General features: G+C 60.4%; 18 protein-coding genes and 1 pseudogene. 11 read left to right on the plus strand and 8 right to left on the minus strand.

Annotated features, from left to right (window positions below; all coding sequences use genetic code 11):
- Positions 1 to 235 precede the first annotated feature (235 nt).
- From secY to rplQ, 6 genes are all read left to right on the plus strand, one after another.
- Positions 236 to 1,576, plus strand: a complete 1,341-nt coding sequence (secY, locus tag C5L13_RS17780; RefSeq protein ID WP_105384616.1) for a preprotein translocase subunit SecY — start codon at positions 236 to 238, stop codon at positions 1,574 to 1,576.
- Complete coding sequence (locus C5L13_RS17785; protein WP_105384617.1) at positions 1,573 to 2,223, plus strand: adenylate kinase; 651 nt, start codon at positions 1,573 to 1,575, stop codon at positions 2,221 to 2,223. The genes secY and C5L13_RS17785 overlap by 4 nt, the downstream gene beginning before the upstream one ends.
- Positions 2,224 to 2,520: 297 nt before the next feature.
- Entirely contained in the window at positions 2,521 to 2,889 is a 369-nt protein-coding gene (rpsM, locus tag C5L13_RS17790; protein ID WP_105374416.1) for a 30S ribosomal protein S13, read from the plus strand.
- Between the two features lie 119 nt (positions 2,890 to 3,008).
- Entirely contained in the window at positions 3,009 to 3,398 is a 390-nt protein-coding gene (gene rpsK, locus C5L13_RS17795) for a 30S ribosomal protein S11 (RefSeq protein ID WP_007766864.1), read from the plus strand.
- Positions 3,399 to 3,583: 185 nt separating this feature from the next.
- The gene (locus C5L13_RS17800) at positions 3,584 to 4,594 is read left to right on the plus strand and encodes a DNA-directed RNA polymerase subunit alpha (RefSeq protein ID WP_105384618.1); all 1,011 of its coding nucleotides are present in this window, start codon (positions 3,584 to 3,586) and stop codon (positions 4,592 to 4,594) included.
- A gap of 135 nt (positions 4,595 to 4,729) precedes the next feature.
- On the plus strand, positions 4,730 to 5,155 hold the full coding sequence (rplQ, locus tag C5L13_RS17805; protein WP_038585860.1) for a 50S ribosomal protein L17: 426 nt from the start codon (positions 4,730 to 4,732) through the stop codon (positions 5,153 to 5,155).
- Positions 5,156 to 5,432: 277 nt separating this feature from the next.
- On the opposite strand, the gene msrQ is transcribed toward rplQ, so the two are convergent.
- A complete protein-coding gene (msrQ, locus tag C5L13_RS17810) occupies positions 5,433 to 6,074 on the minus strand; it encodes a protein-methionine-sulfoxide reductase heme-binding subunit MsrQ (RefSeq protein ID WP_105384619.1) in 642 nt (213 codons plus the stop codon).
- A 2-nt stretch (positions 6,075 to 6,076) separates the two neighbouring features.
- A complete protein-coding gene (gene msrP / locus C5L13_RS17815) occupies positions 6,077 to 7,018 on the minus strand; it encodes a protein-methionine-sulfoxide reductase catalytic subunit MsrP (RefSeq protein WP_105384620.1) in 942 nt (313 codons plus the stop codon).
- A 207-nt stretch (positions 7,019 to 7,225) separates the two neighbouring features.
- On the opposite strand from msrP, the gene C5L13_RS17820 reads away from it, so the two are divergent.
- Positions 7,226 to 7,636 carry a DUF4112 domain-containing protein gene (locus C5L13_RS17820; protein WP_105384621.1) on the plus strand — a complete coding sequence of 137 codons (411 nt, stop codon included), beginning with the start codon at positions 7,226 to 7,228 and terminating at the stop codon, positions 7,634 to 7,636.
- 4 nt (positions 7,637 to 7,640) lie between these two features.
- Here C5L13_RS17820 and C5L13_RS29295 read toward each other — a convergent pair.
- Positions 7,641 to 7,840: pseudogene (locus C5L13_RS29295) on the minus strand (type II toxin-antitoxin system HicA family toxin).
- Positions 7,837 to 8,085 carry a DUF1902 domain-containing protein gene (locus tag C5L13_RS17830; RefSeq protein ID WP_105384622.1) on the minus strand — a complete coding sequence of 83 codons (249 nt, stop codon included), beginning with the start codon at positions 8,083 to 8,085 and terminating at the stop codon, positions 7,837 to 7,839. Before C5L13_RS17830 ends, C5L13_RS29295 begins: the two are co-directional and overlap by 4 nt.
- Positions 8,086 to 8,299: 214 nt before the next feature.
- Between C5L13_RS17830 and ilvD the strand changes: the two genes are divergently transcribed.
- Entirely contained in the window at positions 8,300 to 10,135 is a 1,836-nt protein-coding gene (ilvD, locus tag C5L13_RS17835; protein ID WP_105384623.1) for a dihydroxy-acid dehydratase, read from the plus strand.
- A 12-nt stretch (positions 10,136 to 10,147) separates the two neighbouring features.
- On the opposite strand, the gene C5L13_RS17840 is transcribed toward ilvD, so the two are convergent.
- Genes C5L13_RS17840 through C5L13_RS17850 form a run of 3 tightly spaced genes read right to left on the minus strand, consistent with a single transcriptional unit; the run spans position 10,148 to position 11,468 of the window.
- Positions 10,148 to 10,582, minus strand: coding sequence for a hypothetical protein (locus tag C5L13_RS17840; protein WP_105384624.1), 435 nt, complete (start codon positions 10,580 to 10,582; stop codon positions 10,148 to 10,150).
- Between the two features lie 24 nt (positions 10,583 to 10,606).
- Complete coding sequence (locus tag C5L13_RS17845; RefSeq protein ID WP_105384625.1) at positions 10,607 to 11,062, minus strand: MarR family winged helix-turn-helix transcriptional regulator; 456 nt, start codon at positions 11,060 to 11,062, stop codon at positions 10,607 to 10,609.
- 43 nt (positions 11,063 to 11,105) lie between these two features.
- Positions 11,106 to 11,468, minus strand: a complete 363-nt coding sequence (locus tag C5L13_RS17850) for a lysozyme inhibitor LprI family protein (protein WP_105384626.1) — start codon at positions 11,466 to 11,468, stop codon at positions 11,106 to 11,108.
- A gap of 241 nt (positions 11,469 to 11,709) precedes the next feature.
- On the opposite strand from C5L13_RS17850, the gene C5L13_RS17855 reads away from it, so the two are divergent.
- Positions 11,710 to 13,113 (plus strand): DegQ family serine endoprotease, encoded by a 1,404-nt coding sequence (locus C5L13_RS17855; protein WP_105384627.1) that lies wholly within the window; start codon positions 11,710 to 11,712, stop codon positions 13,111 to 13,113.
- Positions 13,110 to 14,426: a replication-associated recombination protein A gene (locus C5L13_RS17860; protein ID WP_105384628.1), complete on the plus strand. Its 1,317-nt coding sequence runs from the start codon at positions 13,110 to 13,112 to the stop codon at positions 14,424 to 14,426. The genes C5L13_RS17855 and C5L13_RS17860 overlap by 4 nt, the downstream gene beginning before the upstream one ends.
- An 18-nt stretch (positions 14,427 to 14,444) precedes the next feature.
- Here C5L13_RS17860 and C5L13_RS17865 read toward each other — a convergent pair whose 3' ends face one another.
- Positions 14,445 to 14,747 (minus strand): DUF1883 domain-containing protein, encoded by a 303-nt coding sequence (locus tag C5L13_RS17865; protein ID WP_105384629.1) that lies wholly within the window; start codon positions 14,745 to 14,747, stop codon positions 14,445 to 14,447.
- Between the two features lie 330 nt (positions 14,748 to 15,077).
- Between C5L13_RS17865 and C5L13_RS17875 the strand changes: the two genes are divergently transcribed.
- Positions 15,078 to 16,019, plus strand: coding sequence for an alpha/beta fold hydrolase (locus C5L13_RS17875; protein ID WP_105384631.1), 942 nt, complete (start codon positions 15,078 to 15,080; stop codon positions 16,017 to 16,019).
- The last annotated feature ends 61 nt before the right edge of the window (positions 16,020 to 16,080 follow it).

Genomic DNA, 16,080 nt, shown 5'->3' on the forward strand with positions numbered 1-16,080 from the left:
CGTTTGAAAATCGCCCGGTTTGAGCTTCACACCGGGCGATTTTATCTCCATATGTGAGCCTCACGATCCCGAAGCGATCCTGTTGGTCGCCTGACCGGGATCATACGGAAAACAGGGTGAGGCATCCGATTGCGCTCGCAATCTCCGCGCCCGTTTTTTGAACCAGAATTTTTAGACTGCTTTCCGGGTCCGGCACTTCCCCCGCCGCCGGAGATTTGGTCGGGCGGAGAATTGCATGGCTTCTGCAGCGGAACAACTTGCCTCCAATCTGAATTTTTCGACCTTCGCCAAGGCGGAGGACCTCAAAAAGCGGCTGTGGTTTACCCTTGCAGCATTGCTCGTTTATCGCCTCGGCACGCATATCCCGCTTCCGGGCCTGAACCCGGAGGCCTATGCTCAGGCCTTCCGCGGCCAGGCCGGCGGCATTCTCGGTCTCTTCAACATGTTTGCCGGCGGCGCCGTGGAGCGCATGGCGATCTTCGCGCTGGGCATCATGCCCTATATTTCCGCGTCGATCATCGTGCAGCTGATGACCTCGGTCGTACCTTCGCTTGAGAACCTCAAGAAGGAAGGTGAAGCCGGCCGCAAGATCATCAACCAGTACACCCGTTATGGTACCGTGCTGCTCGGCACGCTGCAGGCCTATGGCATTGCGGTAGGCCTCGAAAGCGGGCAGGGGATCGTGGCCGATCCGGGCTGGTTCTTCCGCATTTCGACCGTCGTGACGCTGCTTGGCGGAACCATGTTCCTGATGTGGCTCGGCGAACAGATCACCTCGCGCGGCATCGGCAACGGCATTTCGCTGATCATCTTCGCAGGTATCGCCGCAGGTCTTCCGACCGCACTCGCCGGCACTCTGGAGCTCGGCCGCACCGGCGCGCTTCCGACGGCACTGATTCTCACCGTTATCGTGGTGGCCATAGGCGTCATAGCGCTGATCGTCTTCGTCGAGCGCGCCCAGCGCCGCCTTCTGATCCAGTATCCGAAGCGCCAGGTGGGCAACCGCATGTTCCAGGGCGATACGTCGCACCTGCCGCTGAAGCTCAATACCTCGGGCGTCATCCCGGCGATCTTCGCTTCGTCGCTGCTGCTTCTGCCGGCGACCGCGGCTGGCTTTGCCGGCAACAGCCAGCTCCCGAACTGGGCGACCATGATCATTTCGTCACTCGGTCACGGCCAGCCGCTGTTCATGCTGTTCTACGGCATGCTGATCGCCTTCTTCGCCTTCTTCTACACCGCGATCGTCTTCAATCCGAAGGATACGGCGGACAATCTGAAGAAGCATGGTGGCTTCATTCCGGGCATCCGTCCGGGCGAGCGTACCGCCGAATACATCGATTATGTGCTGACCCGTATCACGGTCGTCGGCGCGATCTACCTTGTCTTCGTCTGCATTCTGCCGGAATTCCTGGTGGCCCGCACGGGCGTGCCATTAGCCCTTGGTGGGACTTCGCTTTTGATCGTTGTCAGTGTAACCCTCGATACGGTTGCACAGATTCAGGGACATCTCATTGCGCAGCAGTATGAGGGTCTGATCAAGAAGTCGAAACTGCGCGGAGGAAAGAGGGGACGATGAGATTGATTCTTTTAGGGCCGCCGGGCGCGGGTAAGGGAACCCAGGCTCAGCGGATCGTGGAGAAGCACGGCATTCCGCAGCTTTCCACGGGGGACATGCTTCGTGCCGCGGTGGCCGCCGAGACGGAAGTCGGTAAGCGCGCCAAGGCGGTCATGGATGCAGGCAATCTTGTGTCCGACGACATCGTCAATGCGATCGTCTCCGAGCGAATCGACCAGGCGGATGCAGCCAATGGCTTCATCCTCGATGGTTTTCCCCGCACCCTGGTGCAGGCGGATGCGACCGAGGAAATGTTGCGGTCCAAGGGCCTCGATCTTTCGGTCGTCATCGAACTGCGTGTCGACGACAAGGAGCTCGTTCGCCGCGTGTCGGGCCGTTATTCCTGCGCCCAGTGCGGTACGGTCTATCACGACACGGACAAGAAGCCGGCGAGCGAGGGCGTCTGCGACAAGTGCGGCTCGACGCATTTCAAGCGTCGGCCGGACGACAACGCGGAGACGATGACCAAGCGCCTAGAGGTCTACTACAAGGAAACCTCGCCGCTGATCGGCTACTACCACGCCAAGGGCAAGCTGAAGGTGGTGGATGGCATGGCGGAGATCGACAAGGTCACGGCTGACATCGACGGTATCCTGGCGGCTCTCTAAGCATGTCTCCCAAAAGTGGAGACCGGTTTTGGGATAAAGACATGCTGCGAAAGCAGCGCCGTCATCTATCTGTTAAAGAATCTTGGGCGGAACGGTTGCATTTCAGCGCTGATTCCGCTAAACACCGCGCCAACTCGCGACAGCATTGAGCGATCGGCGCGGATTTCCCGCAAGGACATCCGGGACCGGTCGTTTTGACCTGTTGCGTATGGCGTTTGAACTGGCGGCCGCCAAGTGGCTGCTCTCATAGAAGAAGTACCACTTGCCGGATGGCAACTGGAACCAAGGAGAATAGGCGTGGCACGTATCGCTGGCGTCAACATCCCGACTGCGAAGCGCGTCGTTATCGCGCTGACCTACATTCACGGGATCGGCACGAAATTTGCGCAGGAAATCGTCGAAAAGGTCGGTATTCCGGCTGAAAAGCGCGTTCATCAGCTGACGGACTCGGAAGTCCTGCAGATCCGCGAAACCATCGACCGCGACTATCAGGTCGAGGGTGATCTTCGTCGCGAAACCTCGATGAACATCAAGCGCCTGATGGACCTCGGCTGCTACCGTGGCCTGCGTCATCGCCGTGGCCTTCCGGTTCGCGGTCAGCGCACGCACACCAACGCTCGTACCCGCAAGGGTCCGGCTAAGGCGATTGCTGGCAAGAAGAAATAATTTTGGGTGATCCGTCTTTGCGAGTGGGGCATTGCCGCCGCTTGCTGTGACGTCAATGGATCACTCCAAGGTGGAGCCGCTGGAATTACGGCGGTGCAGAGATCAACGAAAGGGATAATATGGCCAAGGAAGCCACCCGCGTTCGCCGCCGCGAGCGCAAGAATATCACGTCGGGCGTTGCCCACGTCAATTCAACCTTCAACAACACGATGATCACCATCACCGACGCGCAGGGCAATGCTATTGCCTGGTCGTCCGCCGGTGCCAAGGGCTTCAAGGGTTCGCGCAAGTCGACCCCGTTCGCGGCTCAGATCGCTGCCGAAGACTGCGCCAAGAAGGCTCAGGAGCATGGCATGAAGTCGCTGGAAGTCGAAGTTTGCGGTCCGGGTTCCGGCCGTGAATCGGCTCTGCGCGCTCTGCAGGCTGCCGGCTTCATGATCACCTCGATCCGCGACGTGACCCCGATCCCGCACAACGGCTGCCGTCCGCGCAAGAAGCGCCGCGTCTGATCGTCGGAATGGAAGGGGCTGCCGAAAGGCGGCCTCTCTTGTGAACTCGGGCATAGCCGCCTGATCCTCCCTCGGAGGTTCGGCGGCTTTACCCATGTAGCCGATGAACACAAAAGTTCTATTCGGTGTTCCTCATGCTCGGTTGCCACGATTGGATGGTGGCAACGAACGGAAGGTATTTAGTCATGATCCAGAAGAACTGGCAGGAACTGATCAAGCCGAACAAGGTGGAATTCACCTCTTCCGGCCGTACCAAGGCAACGCTTGTTGCCGAGCCCCTGGAGCGCGGCTTCGGTCTGACGCTCGGCAACGCGCTTCGCCGCGTGCTTCTGTCGTCTCTGCGCGGCGCGGCTGTTACCGCGGTGCAGATCGACGGCGTATTGCATGAGTTCTCCTCCATCCCGGGCGTCCGGGAGGATGTGACGGACATCGTGCTCAACATCAAGGAAATCGCCATCAAGATGGATGGCGACGATGCCAAGCGCATGGTCGTGCGCAAGCAGGGCCCGGGCTCTGTTACCGCCGGCGACATTCAGACGGTCGGCGATATCGAGATCCTGAACCCCGACCACGTGATCTGCACGCTCGACGAGGGCGCGGAAATCCGCATGGAATTCACGGTCAACAACGGCAAGGGTTACGTCCCGGCCGATCGCAACCGTGCGGAAGATGCTCCGATCGGCCTCATCCCGGTCGACAGCCTCTACTCCCCGGTCAAGAAGGTGTCCTACAAGGTGGAAAACACCCGCGAAGGACAGGTTCTCGACTATGACAAGCTGACCATGACGATCGAGACCGACGGCTCGGTCACCGGCGAGGACGCTGTAGCCTTCGCCGCCCGTATCCTTCAGGACCAGCTCGGCGTTTTCGTCAATTTCGACGAACCGCAGAAGGAAGCCGAAGAGGAATCCGTCACCGAGTTGGCGTTCAACCCGGCGCTCCTCAAGAAGGTGGACGAACTGGAACTGTCTGTCCGTTCGGCCAACTGCCTGAAGAACGACAACATCGTTTATATCGGCGACCTCATTCAGAAGACCGAGGCGGAAATGCTGCGCACTCCGAATTTCGGTCGCAAGTCGCTGAACGAGATCAAGGAAGTTCTGGCATCCATGGGGCTCCATCTTGGTATGGAAGTTCCCGCCTGGCCGCCGGAAAACATCGAAGATCTCGCCAAGCGCTACGAAGACCAGTACTGAAAATAGCAAAGGCAGGTTTTGACTGCCTTTCCCCGTCAAACAGCAGGCACCTTGTCCAAAGATCCGGATGTCTGTATGTGCCAGGAAACGGCAGGCCCCAAGAAGAGTGGGTACCTGCATTAAAGGAGAATAGCCATGCGCCACGGAGTAGCCGGCCGCAAGCTCAATCGTACCGCAAGCCACCGCAAGGCGATGTTCGCCAACATGGCGGCTTCGCTCATCACTCACGAGCAGATCGTGACGACCCTTCCGAAGGCGAAGGAAATCCGTCCGATCGTCGAAAAGCTCGTCACACTCGGCAAGCGCGGCGACCTGCACGCTCGTCGTCAGGCGATCTCGCAGATCCAGGACCAGGACGCCGTCAAGAAGCTGTTCGACGCCATTGCTTCGCGTTACGCAACCCGCAACGGCGGCTACCTGCGTATCATGAAGGCCGGCTTCCGCCAGGGCGACAACGCCGCCATGGCCGTCATCGAGTTCGTTGAACGCGATGTCGACGCCAAGGGCGCAGCCGACAAGGCTCGTGTTGCCGCCGAAGCAGAAGCTGCCGAAGCCGCATAATCCATTCCGCATCGTCGGAATTGAAGAAGCCGGGTGGAAACACCCGGCTTTTTTCGTGTCGCGAGGTTCCCTGGACCCTCGACAGGCCGGGTGTTTGATTTACGTCAACGACCGCCTTCGTCAAACGGACTCTTCTCGCCGTTGTTCCTGTCGCGGCTCGGCTGCGTCGACACTATCTGCGCTTCCTCCCCCAAGGGCGCAGGAGGACCGATTTCCCCCGGTCCGAAGAAAGGCCGGGTCTTTGCCCGGCCTTTGTTTTTCCAGATGCCGCTTAAGATCAACGTGCTGCTTGAGCGAACTTCGGCTTGCCGCGCTTCCAGTTGAGGAAGGGGCGGCGAAGCGGGCGATAGGCCAGCAGGAGGAAGATCAGCGCGATATGAATGAACGGCACCAGCGTAACCGATTTGACAGCCAGCAGGTAGTGGAATGCGCCACCGGCGGCGATCAGGTAGATGAGCTTGTGCAGCTTGTTCCACCCCTGCTGGAGCTTGCGGATCGACCAGTTGTTGGAGGTGATCGCGAGCGGAATAAGCAAAAGGAGGCAGGCAAATCCGATGGTGATGTAAGGCCGTTTTGCGATGTCGCCGCCAACCGCGCCGAGATCCAGCCTGAGATCGAGCAGTGCATAGACCGAGAAATGCATCAGCACGTAATAGAAGGCGAGTAGCCCGAGCGCTCGCCGGTAGCGGATCCAGTTGATCCCCGCGAGATCGCGCAGCGGCGTGATGGCGAGCGTCGCGATGATCAAGCGCAGCGCCCAGATGCCGAGGAGATGTTCGAATTCCTTGACCGGGTTGAAGCCCAGCCCGCCGGTGGCTGCCAGGTAGAAATACCAGGCGGCGGGACAGAGGCCGATCACATAGAGCGCCCAGATGCTGGCGGAGTGATATCGGCGGGGCAGGGTCGGGAGGGCCACCATTCTCAATAATTCGCCTTGAGGTCGAGGCCGGCATAGAGGCTCGCTACCTGCCCCGCATAACCGTTGAACGGCAGCGTCGGCCGGCGCCCCGCACCGAAGAAGCCGCCTTCGCCGATCCGCTGTTCGGTCGCCTGGCTCCACCGCGGGTGGTCGACGGCGGGATTGACGTTGGAATAGAAGCCGTATTCGCGGGCATTGGCATTCTTCCAGGTGGTCTGCGGCTGCTGTTCGACAAGTGAAATCTTGACGATCGATTTGATGCTCTTGAAGCCGTATTTCCACGGCACGACAAGGCGGATCGGCGCGCCGTTCTGGTTCGGCAGCGTTTCGCCATAGAGGCCGACCGCAAGAATGGTCAACGGGTGCCGGGCCTCGTCTAGCCGCAGGCCTTCGATATAAGGCCAGGGCAGCGGTTGAAAGAAGCCCTTCTGTCCGGGCATTTCCTCCGGCCGCACGACCGTTTCGAACGCGACGTATTTGGCGCTACCGAGCGGCTCCACCTGATCGAGCAGGGCCGAAAGCGGGAAGCCGATCCACGGAATGACCATCGACCAGCCTTCGACGCAGCGCAGCCGATAGGTGCGGTCCTCGAGCGGCATCTTCATGAGTTCTTCGAGACCGAATTGCTTCGGCTTGCCGACCATGCCCTCGACCTTGACGGTCCACGGTGTCGGCTTGAAGTCCCCGGCATTCTGCGACGGATCCTCCTTGTTGACGCCGAACTCGTAGAAATTGTTGTAGGTGGTCACGGCTTCCTTGGGTGTCAGTGGTTCGTCCACCTTGAAGGCGCTGGGCGAGGCTGTGAGGGGCGCCGCCAGCGCGCCGCCGGCGCCAGCGAAAACAAGGCCGGCAGCCGCTGTGGTCATGAAACCTCGACGGGACATATAGATCTCGCGCGGCGTGATCTCCGAAGCCGGAATATGCGGCGGATGATAGGTGGACATGGCGAAATCTCCTCTCAAGGCACGGGTGCCTTTTCTTTCTATACGTAACGCGGAACGGAAAGGTTTCACAGCATCGCGAAGATTGGGACGGACCACGTTTGCGTGAGGAAACGATCGCTTTTGGTATGGAAAAGGCACGGTGGGAACCCCATCTCGGGTTTACGGGTTCTCACCGTATGGTGACAACGCCGCAATAGGAGATGGTGGATGACGACACGCACCTGGGATGCCAGGACGGATGGCGAATTCATGGACCGCGCAGAACATCTGCGGCGCCTGCGCCGATTGGCGACGATCGCGCGGCTGATGGATACCGCGATCCGCATTCCCGGGACCGGAATTCGCTTCGGCGCGGATTCGGTTTTCGGCCTCGTTCCGCTCGTCGGCGATGCCGGCGGCGCCATGGTGGGTCTCTATATCGTCAACGAGGCCCGCAGGCTCGGCTTGCCGCCGGCAAAGCTCGCCCGGATGCTCGGCAATGTCGCAGCCGACTCCGTTCTCGGAAGCGTTCCATTGGCGGGCGATGTCTTCGACCTCTTCTTCAAGTCCCATCGCCGGAACCTGCAACTGATCCTCGATCACTTCGGCATGCATCCGGACGAGTTGAGAAAGGGGTAAAACTTTAGAACGCCTTGGGAAGGCCCGCTTGTTTCAATGTGGCATTGGCGGTGTGGCGGGATTTCACGCCGTGATCGACGATGAAATACCGGTTGGTAACGGGACTTACCAGATCTCGTGATCGCCCTTACCGGGTCGGTGATAGTGGCAGCCGGCCTTTTCCAGGAGCTCTTTGAGTTCGCGAAGATAGCTGGCATCAGTCAGGCGCGATGCGGATTGGGGATCCGTGAAAGCTGTTCGGACATGATGTAGATGGGAATTTCCGGCAATTGAGAGGATATGCCGTTCAACTCGATCAAATCAGCCAGCGCCGCCTTCACCTTCGGTTCCAGGGCCTCCATCGTTTCGGCCTCGACAGCCAGCCCATCGATGTCGTTGCTTGTCGCGACCCATACGGAGGCTTCCTCATCCCAGGTGGCATGAACGACGATGGACATGATCGAACTCATTGCTCGCTCCAAATTGGCCTTCCCAGAATATAGGGCCTGTAGCGCGCGAACACAATTTGGTGCTTTTGCATTTTGGTCCGTACCGCTTTGGCCTGTCGTGATAGTGACACCCATTGCCCTTTGCGGTAGGAAAGCCGCAAAACCAGGGGTTTTTGCGCGGTCGCCGAGAAAGCGGTAGACTGTCGCACACCCGAAAGACATCGAGGACAACGCCATGCCTGCTTATCGCTCCAGAACCACGACCCATGGCCGCAACATGGCCGGCGCGCGCGGCCTGTGGCGTGCCACGGGGATGAAAGACAGCGATTTCGGCAAGCCGATCATCGCCGTCGTCAACTCCTTCACCCAGTTCGTCCCGGGCCACGTGCACCTCAAGGATCTCGGCCAGCTTGTCGCCCGCGAGATCGAGGCGGCCGGCGGCGTGGCCAAGGAGTTCAATACGATCGCTGTCGATGACGGCATCGCCATGGGCCATGACGGCATGCTCTATTCGCTGCCGTCGCGCGAGATCATTGCGGATTCGGTGGAATACATGGTCAACGCCCACTGCGCCGACGCCATGGTCTGCATTTCCAACTGCGACAAGATCACCCCCGGCATGCTGAATGCCGCGATGCGCCTCAATATCCCGGCCGTCTTCGTCTCCGGCGGTCCGATGGAGGCCGGCAAAGTGGTCATGCATGGCAAGACTGTAGCGCTCGACCTGGTCGACGCGATGGTTGCTGCCGCCGACGACAAGATTTCCGATGAGGATGTGCAGGTCATCGAAAGGTCCGCCTGTCCGACCTGCGGCTCCTGCTCGGGCATGTTTACCGCCAACTCGATGAACTGCCTGACAGAAGCGCTCGGCCTGTCGCTGCCCGGCAACGGTTCGACGCTTGCCACCCATGCCGACCGTAAGCGCCTTTTTGTCGAGGCCGGCCATTTGATCGTCGATCTCGCGCGCCGCCATTACGAGCAGGAGGACTATTCGGTCCTGCCGCGTTCCATCGCTACCAAAGAGGCGTTCGAGAACGCCATGTCGCTCGATATCGCCATGGGCGGATCGACCAACACCGTGCTGCATATTCTCGCCGCTGCCTATGAAGGCGGCATCGACTTCGGCATGGAGGATATCGACAAGCTGTCGCGCAAGGTTCCGTGCCTCTCCAAGGTCGCTCCCGCCAAAAACGACGTCCATATGGAAGACGTCCATCGCGCCGGCGGCATCATGCGCATTCTGGGAGAACTGGACCGCGGCGGCCTGCTCAATCGCGACTGCGGCACGGTTCATGCCACGACCCTCGGAGATGCGATCGACCGCTGGGATATCACCCGCACCAACAGCGAAACCGTGCGTGAGTTTTTCAAGGCGGCCCCCGGCGGCGTTCCGACCCAGGTTGCTTTCAGCCAGTCTTCGCGCTGGGATGATCTCGATACCGACAGCGAGAAGGGCGTCATTCGCTCGGTCGAGCACCCGTTCTCCAAGGATGGCGGCTTGGCGGTGCTCTACGGCAACATCGCGCTCGACGGCTGCATCGTGAAGACCGCCGGTGTCGACGAGAGCATCTTGAAGTTCAGCGGCCCGGCCGTGGTTTTCGAGAGCCAGGACGCTGCGGTCAAAGGCATTCTCGGCAACGAGGTGAAGGCGGGCGACGTGGTCGTCATCCGCTACGAGGGGCCGAAGGGCGGGCCGGGCATGCAGGAAATGCTCTATCCGACCAGTTACCTGAAGTCGAAAGGCCTCGGCAAGGCTTGCGCGCTGATCACCGACGGCCGTTTTTCGGGCGGCACGTCAGGCCTTTCGATCGGTCATGCCTCGCCGGAAGCCGCCCAGGGCGGCGCGATCGGCCTGGTGCGCCAGGGCGACTTGATCGAGATCGACATCCCGAACCGCACGATCCATCTTGCGGTATCCGATGCCGAGCTCGTTGCACGCCGTCATGAGCAGGAAGCGCTTGGCTGGAAGCCGGCAGCACCCCGCAAGCGCAATGTCACGACGGCACTGAAAGCCTATGCCGCTTTCGCCGCCAGCGCCGACAAGGGTGCCGTGCGCATCCTGCCTGAATAGAACGCATGCGGCTCAGGTTGCAGTTCTTCGCTTGAGCCGCAAGCCGTCGCGAAAATTCAGTCCCATGAGCACGATGTTTATGGCGCCGGCGCAGAGTTCCAGTGCCTGAACGCCATAGAAGGCTGTGCCGAACTCGCCGGTCATGGCAAGCTGCCTCAGGATGAGAGCGCAAGGGACCAGCACCAGCAACCCGTTGAGGGCAATGAACGGCATGCGTTTTTTCTTGGCCGTGACGGCGGGATGCCGCCACTTGCCGCCCAGGCGAAAGCCGCTGAAGCCGGTGACGGCAAGCGCCGGCACGAGCACCAGGAAGCCCCAGGGGATGGCGAGTTTGACGGTGCGGATCGCCTCCGACGAGCCGGAGATCTCGGTCAATACGGTCGATAACCAGAAGGTGAGGATCGTCGCCAGCGCCAGCGTGCCGGCGACGGGGTGAAGCGTTTTCATCGATGTCGTCCTGGTAGAGGGCGGTCAGTCGGGTGGGCGTTTGGTGTCCAGCCCTGCGGAAAGCTGCTCGAGGCAGCCAATTGCGGTTTTCAGTCTTTCGGCGTCCATTGCCTCGGCGAGCTTGGCGGCGAGGGCATTCCATTGTTCCATGATCGCGGCATAGGCATCCTCGCCCTGGGCGGTGAGGCGGACGAGCTTGGCGCGCTTGTGATGCGGGTTGTCTTCGAAGCCGACGATACCCTGGCGTTCCAATTCATCGATCAACCGCTGCACGCCTTGGCGTGTGAGGCCCATGTTGCGGGCGATCTGTGCGACCGTCAGCGGCTGGCCGGCAAGTGCGACGGCGCCCATGACCTGCCAACGAGCGCTGGACAGGCTAAACGGAGCAGTCAGCGCGTCGCCGGCGGCGATCAGCGCGCCATTGGTGCGAAAGATCGTCAGTGTAAGAGACGTGAGAATATCGGCAGCATCGTTTGACATGACAGTATATTGTCATAATGACAGCATATTGTCAATTATCCATTTAGAGCGGCCGGCTGAGGTTCCTATAGGCCTCGTCGAGCTGCTTCATCCGTTCGGCATAGGCTGCTCGGATGCATTCGATGTCTTCGCCGCAGGCCTGACGTTTTTTCAGCCAGGCGCTCTGCTCCTCCTGGAGTTTGCCGCGGTTGCCCATGGGTAAGAGATTCACGAGAATGTCGAAGGTGGTCACCATCTTCACGTCCGCATCGTTGAGCGATCTCGTATCGCAGATCACCTTTTCATCCACCGCAAGATCGGCGCGGTCGCAGTCGAAGCTTGCCGCGGAAGCTATCGGCGCCGCCCCCCACAAGGCAAAGCCGATGAGAAGTCCGGCGGGCGCGGTTGCGATCGAAATATATCTCATGCATGCACTCCTGATGCTGACCTGGAGAAATTCAGGCACTTCCACAGGACCAAATGAGGCGGCAAAGCCAGATGACAAGGATGGAGGTCTCTCGCCGGACGCCATGGCCTCCGCTGCGGCAGGCCTTATATAGTACCGGTAACCTTACGGTTTCCGCGGATTTCTCCGTGATTCGGCCACCTTTCTTTTCCAGCCTTCCGCGCTACAAATCGAACGGGATTTTCATAAAGTGAGGAATCACATGCTGAGCGTTCTCAAACGCGTTTCGACCGGCCTTTTCGTCCTGGCGCTTCTGTGTCCCGTCTCTGCGATGGCGCAGGAACAGAAGACGGTTCCGCAAAGCCGTCAGGAGATGCAGCTTTCCTTCGCGCCTCTGGTCAAGCAGAGGGCCGGTGCCGTCGTGAACGTCTATGCCGAGCGCGTCGTGCAGCGCGTCAATCCCTTTGCGGGCGATCCCTTCTTCGAGCAGTTCTTCGGACAGCGCATGCCGAACCGCTCGGAGAAGCAGTCGTCTCTGGGTTCCGGCGTCATTCTTTCGGCAGATGGCCTGGTGGTGACCAACAACCATGTCATCGAAGGCGCCGACGACATCAAGATCGCGCTCGCCGACGGCCGCGAATTCGCCTGCGACGTGATGCTGAAGGACGAGAGGGTCGATCTGGCCGTGCTGCGCATCAAGGCGAAGGAGCAGTTTCCGGTTCTGCCGGTCGCCGATTCCGACCATGTGGAAGTCGGCGATCTGGTGCTGGCCATCGGCAATCCGTTCGGCGTCGGCCAGACCGTCACGAGCGGCATCGTGTCGGCGCTGGCGCGCAACCAAGTCACCACCGGCGATTTCGGCTTCTTCATCCAGACCGATGCGTCCATCAACCCCGGCAATTCCGGCGGTGCGCTGATGAACATGAACGGCGAGCTGATCGGCATCAATACGGCCATCTTCTCGCGCGGCGGCGGCTCGAACGGAGTCGGTTTTGCGATTCCCGCCAATCTCGTCAAGGTGTTCCTCGCTTCGGCCGCGGAAGGAAAGACGAGCTTCGACCGGCCCTATGTGGGTGCGACATTCGATGCCGTCACGTCAGACGTCGCTGAAGCCCTTGGGCTGAAGACGGCGCGCGGCGCCCTGGTGGTGCGCCTGGTGGAAGGCGGGCCGGCCGATCGGGCAGGTTTGAAACCGGGCGAGGTCGTGACCGCGGTCAACGGCATCGCAGTCGAACATCCCGATGCGCTTGGCTATCGTCTGACGACGGCAGGCCTCGGCAAGCAGGCGACGCTCGCCGTACAGACTGCGGAAGGCCAGCGTGAGGTGACGATCGCACTCAACACCGCTCCGGAGACCACGCCGCCCGATGATCGCCTGCTCGAAGGCCGCAATCCCTTCGCGGGCCTGCATGTGGCCAATCTCTCGCCGAAGCTCGCGACCGAACTGCGCATCCCGGCCGAGAAGGCGGGCGTCGTCGTCACGGATGTGGCGCGCGGATCGCCTGCCGCCCGGTACGGCTTCGAGCCCGGTGATATCGTGATCTCCCTGAATGGCACGACCGTCGCGTCGACCAAGGCCCTGGAAGGCATGCTGGATGACGATCCCGGCTTCTGGCGGGTCGAAATCGAGCGCAAGGGCCAGCGTATCCGGCAGTTTTTCAGATGAGTGGTGATCTTTTCGCGTCGCGGGTTCCCGAGGAGGTCGCCAACCGGCGACCTCTCGCAGACCGTCTGCGGCCGAAGACGCTCGATGAGGTGACGGGCCAGCCGCATCTGACGGGCGAGGATGGCGTTCTACGCCGGATGATCGCTTCGGGCTCGCTCGGGTCGATGATTTTCTGGGGGCCTCCGGGCACGGGCAAGACGACCGTGGCACGGCTGCTCTCGGGAGAAGCAGGGCTCGCCTTCGAGCAGATTTCCGCGATCTTTTCCGGCGTGGCGGATCTGAAGAAGGTCTTCGAGACGGCACGGATGCGCCGCATGGACGGTCGGCAGACGCTGCTCTTCGTCGACGAGATCCATCGCTTCAACCGCGCCCAGCAGGACAGCTTTCTGCCGGTCATGGAGGACGGCACGGTCATTCTTGTCGGCGCGACCACCGAAAACCCGAGCTTCGAGTTGAATGCCGCTCTCCTGTCGCGCGCCAGGGTTCTGACCTTCCGGCCGCATGACGAAGAGAGCCTGATCGAACTGCTGCAGCGCGCCGAGCAGGTGGAGGGACGGCCGCTGCCGCTCGATCCTGACGCGCGGGCAAGCCTGGTCCGCATGGCTGACGGAGACGGCCGAGCCGTGCTGACGCTCGCCGAAGAGGTCTGGCGCGCCGCGCGGGAAGGAGAGGTCTTCGATACCGAGAGCCTCATCCGGATCGTTCAGCGTCGTGCTCCCGTCTATGACAAGGCCCAGGACGGTCACTACAATCTCATCTCGGCACTGCATAAATCCGTGCGCGGTTCGGATCCCGATGCCGCGCTCTATTATCTGGCGCGCATGTTCGATGCCGGCGAGGACCCGCTTTATCTTGGACGCCGTCTGGTCAGGATGGCGGTGGAGGATATCGGCCTCGCCGATCCCCAGGCATTGGTCATCTGCAACGCTGCCAAGGATGCTTACGATTATCTGGGCTCGCCGGAAGGCGAGTTGGCGTTTGCCGAGGCCTGCGTCTATCTGGCGACCGCTCCGAAATCGAATGCGGTCTACACGGCCTTCAAGGCGGCAACCCGCGCCGCCAAGGAAAATGGCTCGCTTCTGCCGCCGAAACATATTCTCAATGCTCCGACCAAGCTCATGAAAGGTGAGGGATACGGAGACGGCTATCGTTACGATCACGACGAGCCGGACGCCTTTTCCGGCCAGGACTATTTTCCGGAAAAGATGGGACGGCAGACCTTCTACGATCCCCCGGAGCGCGGTTTCGAACGCGAGATCAGGAAGAGGCTCGATTGGTGGGCCAAACTTCGTAAAGAGCGGAACTCTGAGTGATCCTCGCCGAGGATGCGATCAGGACGCCTGCTTCTGACCGGGCGCGGCGACAAGTTTGACGGAGGAATCCGCCAGGCCGTGATGGCCTTCCATATCGACAATCAAATGCCAGTGCCCGTTTTCAGGAATGACCAGCCTGATCGGCGATTTCTTGGCGATGCCGCCCACATATTTGAAATCCAGCTTTTCCGTGAAGCGCTGGAAGTTGACCCCCGTCAGCAGACGCACGTTGTTGACCGCGTTCAGGGTCACTTCGATCACAGTGCCTGCGCGCTGCAGTTTCAGATCGTAGTGCGTAAAGCGGAAGCTCGGAGCGGTCATTACTGCCTCACGGATGCCAATATGAAAGTTTGATAATTCTAATGTACCGCCGTTAACGAATGATGGAACCTCGCGGTTACTTATGGGTTAGTCCCGTGAACTTCGAGCTCGCAGGCGATCCAGTAATATGCCGCCTGGAGTTCAACAAGGTGGCTTTCGTCCCCTGCAGCCGCCGTAAAACAATAATAATATTTGACCTCCAACTGGATATCCCGTCGTCTCCTCGCGACGGGATTTCTTTTTGCGCGAATTTTTTGCCGATGTCTGTCGGCTTTCTCCCCGGTTCCTCGTCCTTGGGGCATCATCAAGTAATCCTTAGAGGAGGAAGCCATGTCGAGCAGGATATTTGCCCTGGTTGTTGCTGCCATCGCCGCGTCGGTCACGCCCGCCGTTGTCAAAGCGGAACAACCCGCGCCCTCGGCGAACCAGCCGGTTGCGGTCGAGCCCTCGAAGAAGGGCCATATCGAAACGGGCGGCGTTCGCTACTATTATGAGATCCGGGGGCAGGGCGAGCCGCTTCTCCTTCTGCATGGCGGTCTCGGCTCGATCGATATGTTTGCGCCGGTCATGCCGATGTTGACCGAACACCGGCAGGTGATCGGCGTCGATCTTCAGGGCCATGGCCGCACGCCGCTCGGCAATCGGCCTATTTCGCTGGAGGCCATGGGCGCCGATATGGGTAAGCTCGTTTCAGAACTGGGTTACGACCAGGTCGACGTGCTGGGTTACTCTATGGGCGGCGGCATCGCGCTCCAGATGGCGGCCCAGTCACCGGACAAGGTGCGGCGGCTCGTTATTGCCTCGGCTCCTTTTGCGAGGAAAGGCTTCTTTCCAGAGATGATCCCGCAGCAGGAATCCGTCGGTGCCGGCATGGCCGAGATGATGAAGGACACGCCGATGTTCATCTCCTACAAGGCCGTTGCACCGGACGTTTCGGAGTTTCCGAGACTGCTCGACGCGATGGGCGAGCTGATGCGCCGCGACTACGATTACTCGGATGCGGTCGCCAGGCTGACGATGCCGGTCATGCTGGTTTTCGGCGACAGCGACATGGTTCGTCCGGAGCATATCGTCGAGTTTTATCAAAAGCTCGGCGGTGGCCTGAAGGATGCCGGCTGGATGCGGGAGAACATGTCGAAGAACCGACTGGCGATCCTGCCCGACCTCACCCACTACGAGGCCTTTGCATCTCCCGCCATGACTGCGACAGTGCTGCCTTTTCTCGACGGCAAGAGCAATGCGCCCAGCTGGGCTGCGCAGGTCAAGAATTGACGGTTTCTACTGAGAAGATGCCGGCGGGCGCCGGCATCTTCAATGGTTTCAGATGCTTCAT

Origin of the sequence: Neorhizobium alkalisoli (assembly GCF_002968635.1) — a bacterium.
GTDB classification, from domain to species: Bacteria; Pseudomonadota; Alphaproteobacteria; order Rhizobiales; family Rhizobiaceae; genus Neorhizobium; species Neorhizobium alkalisoli.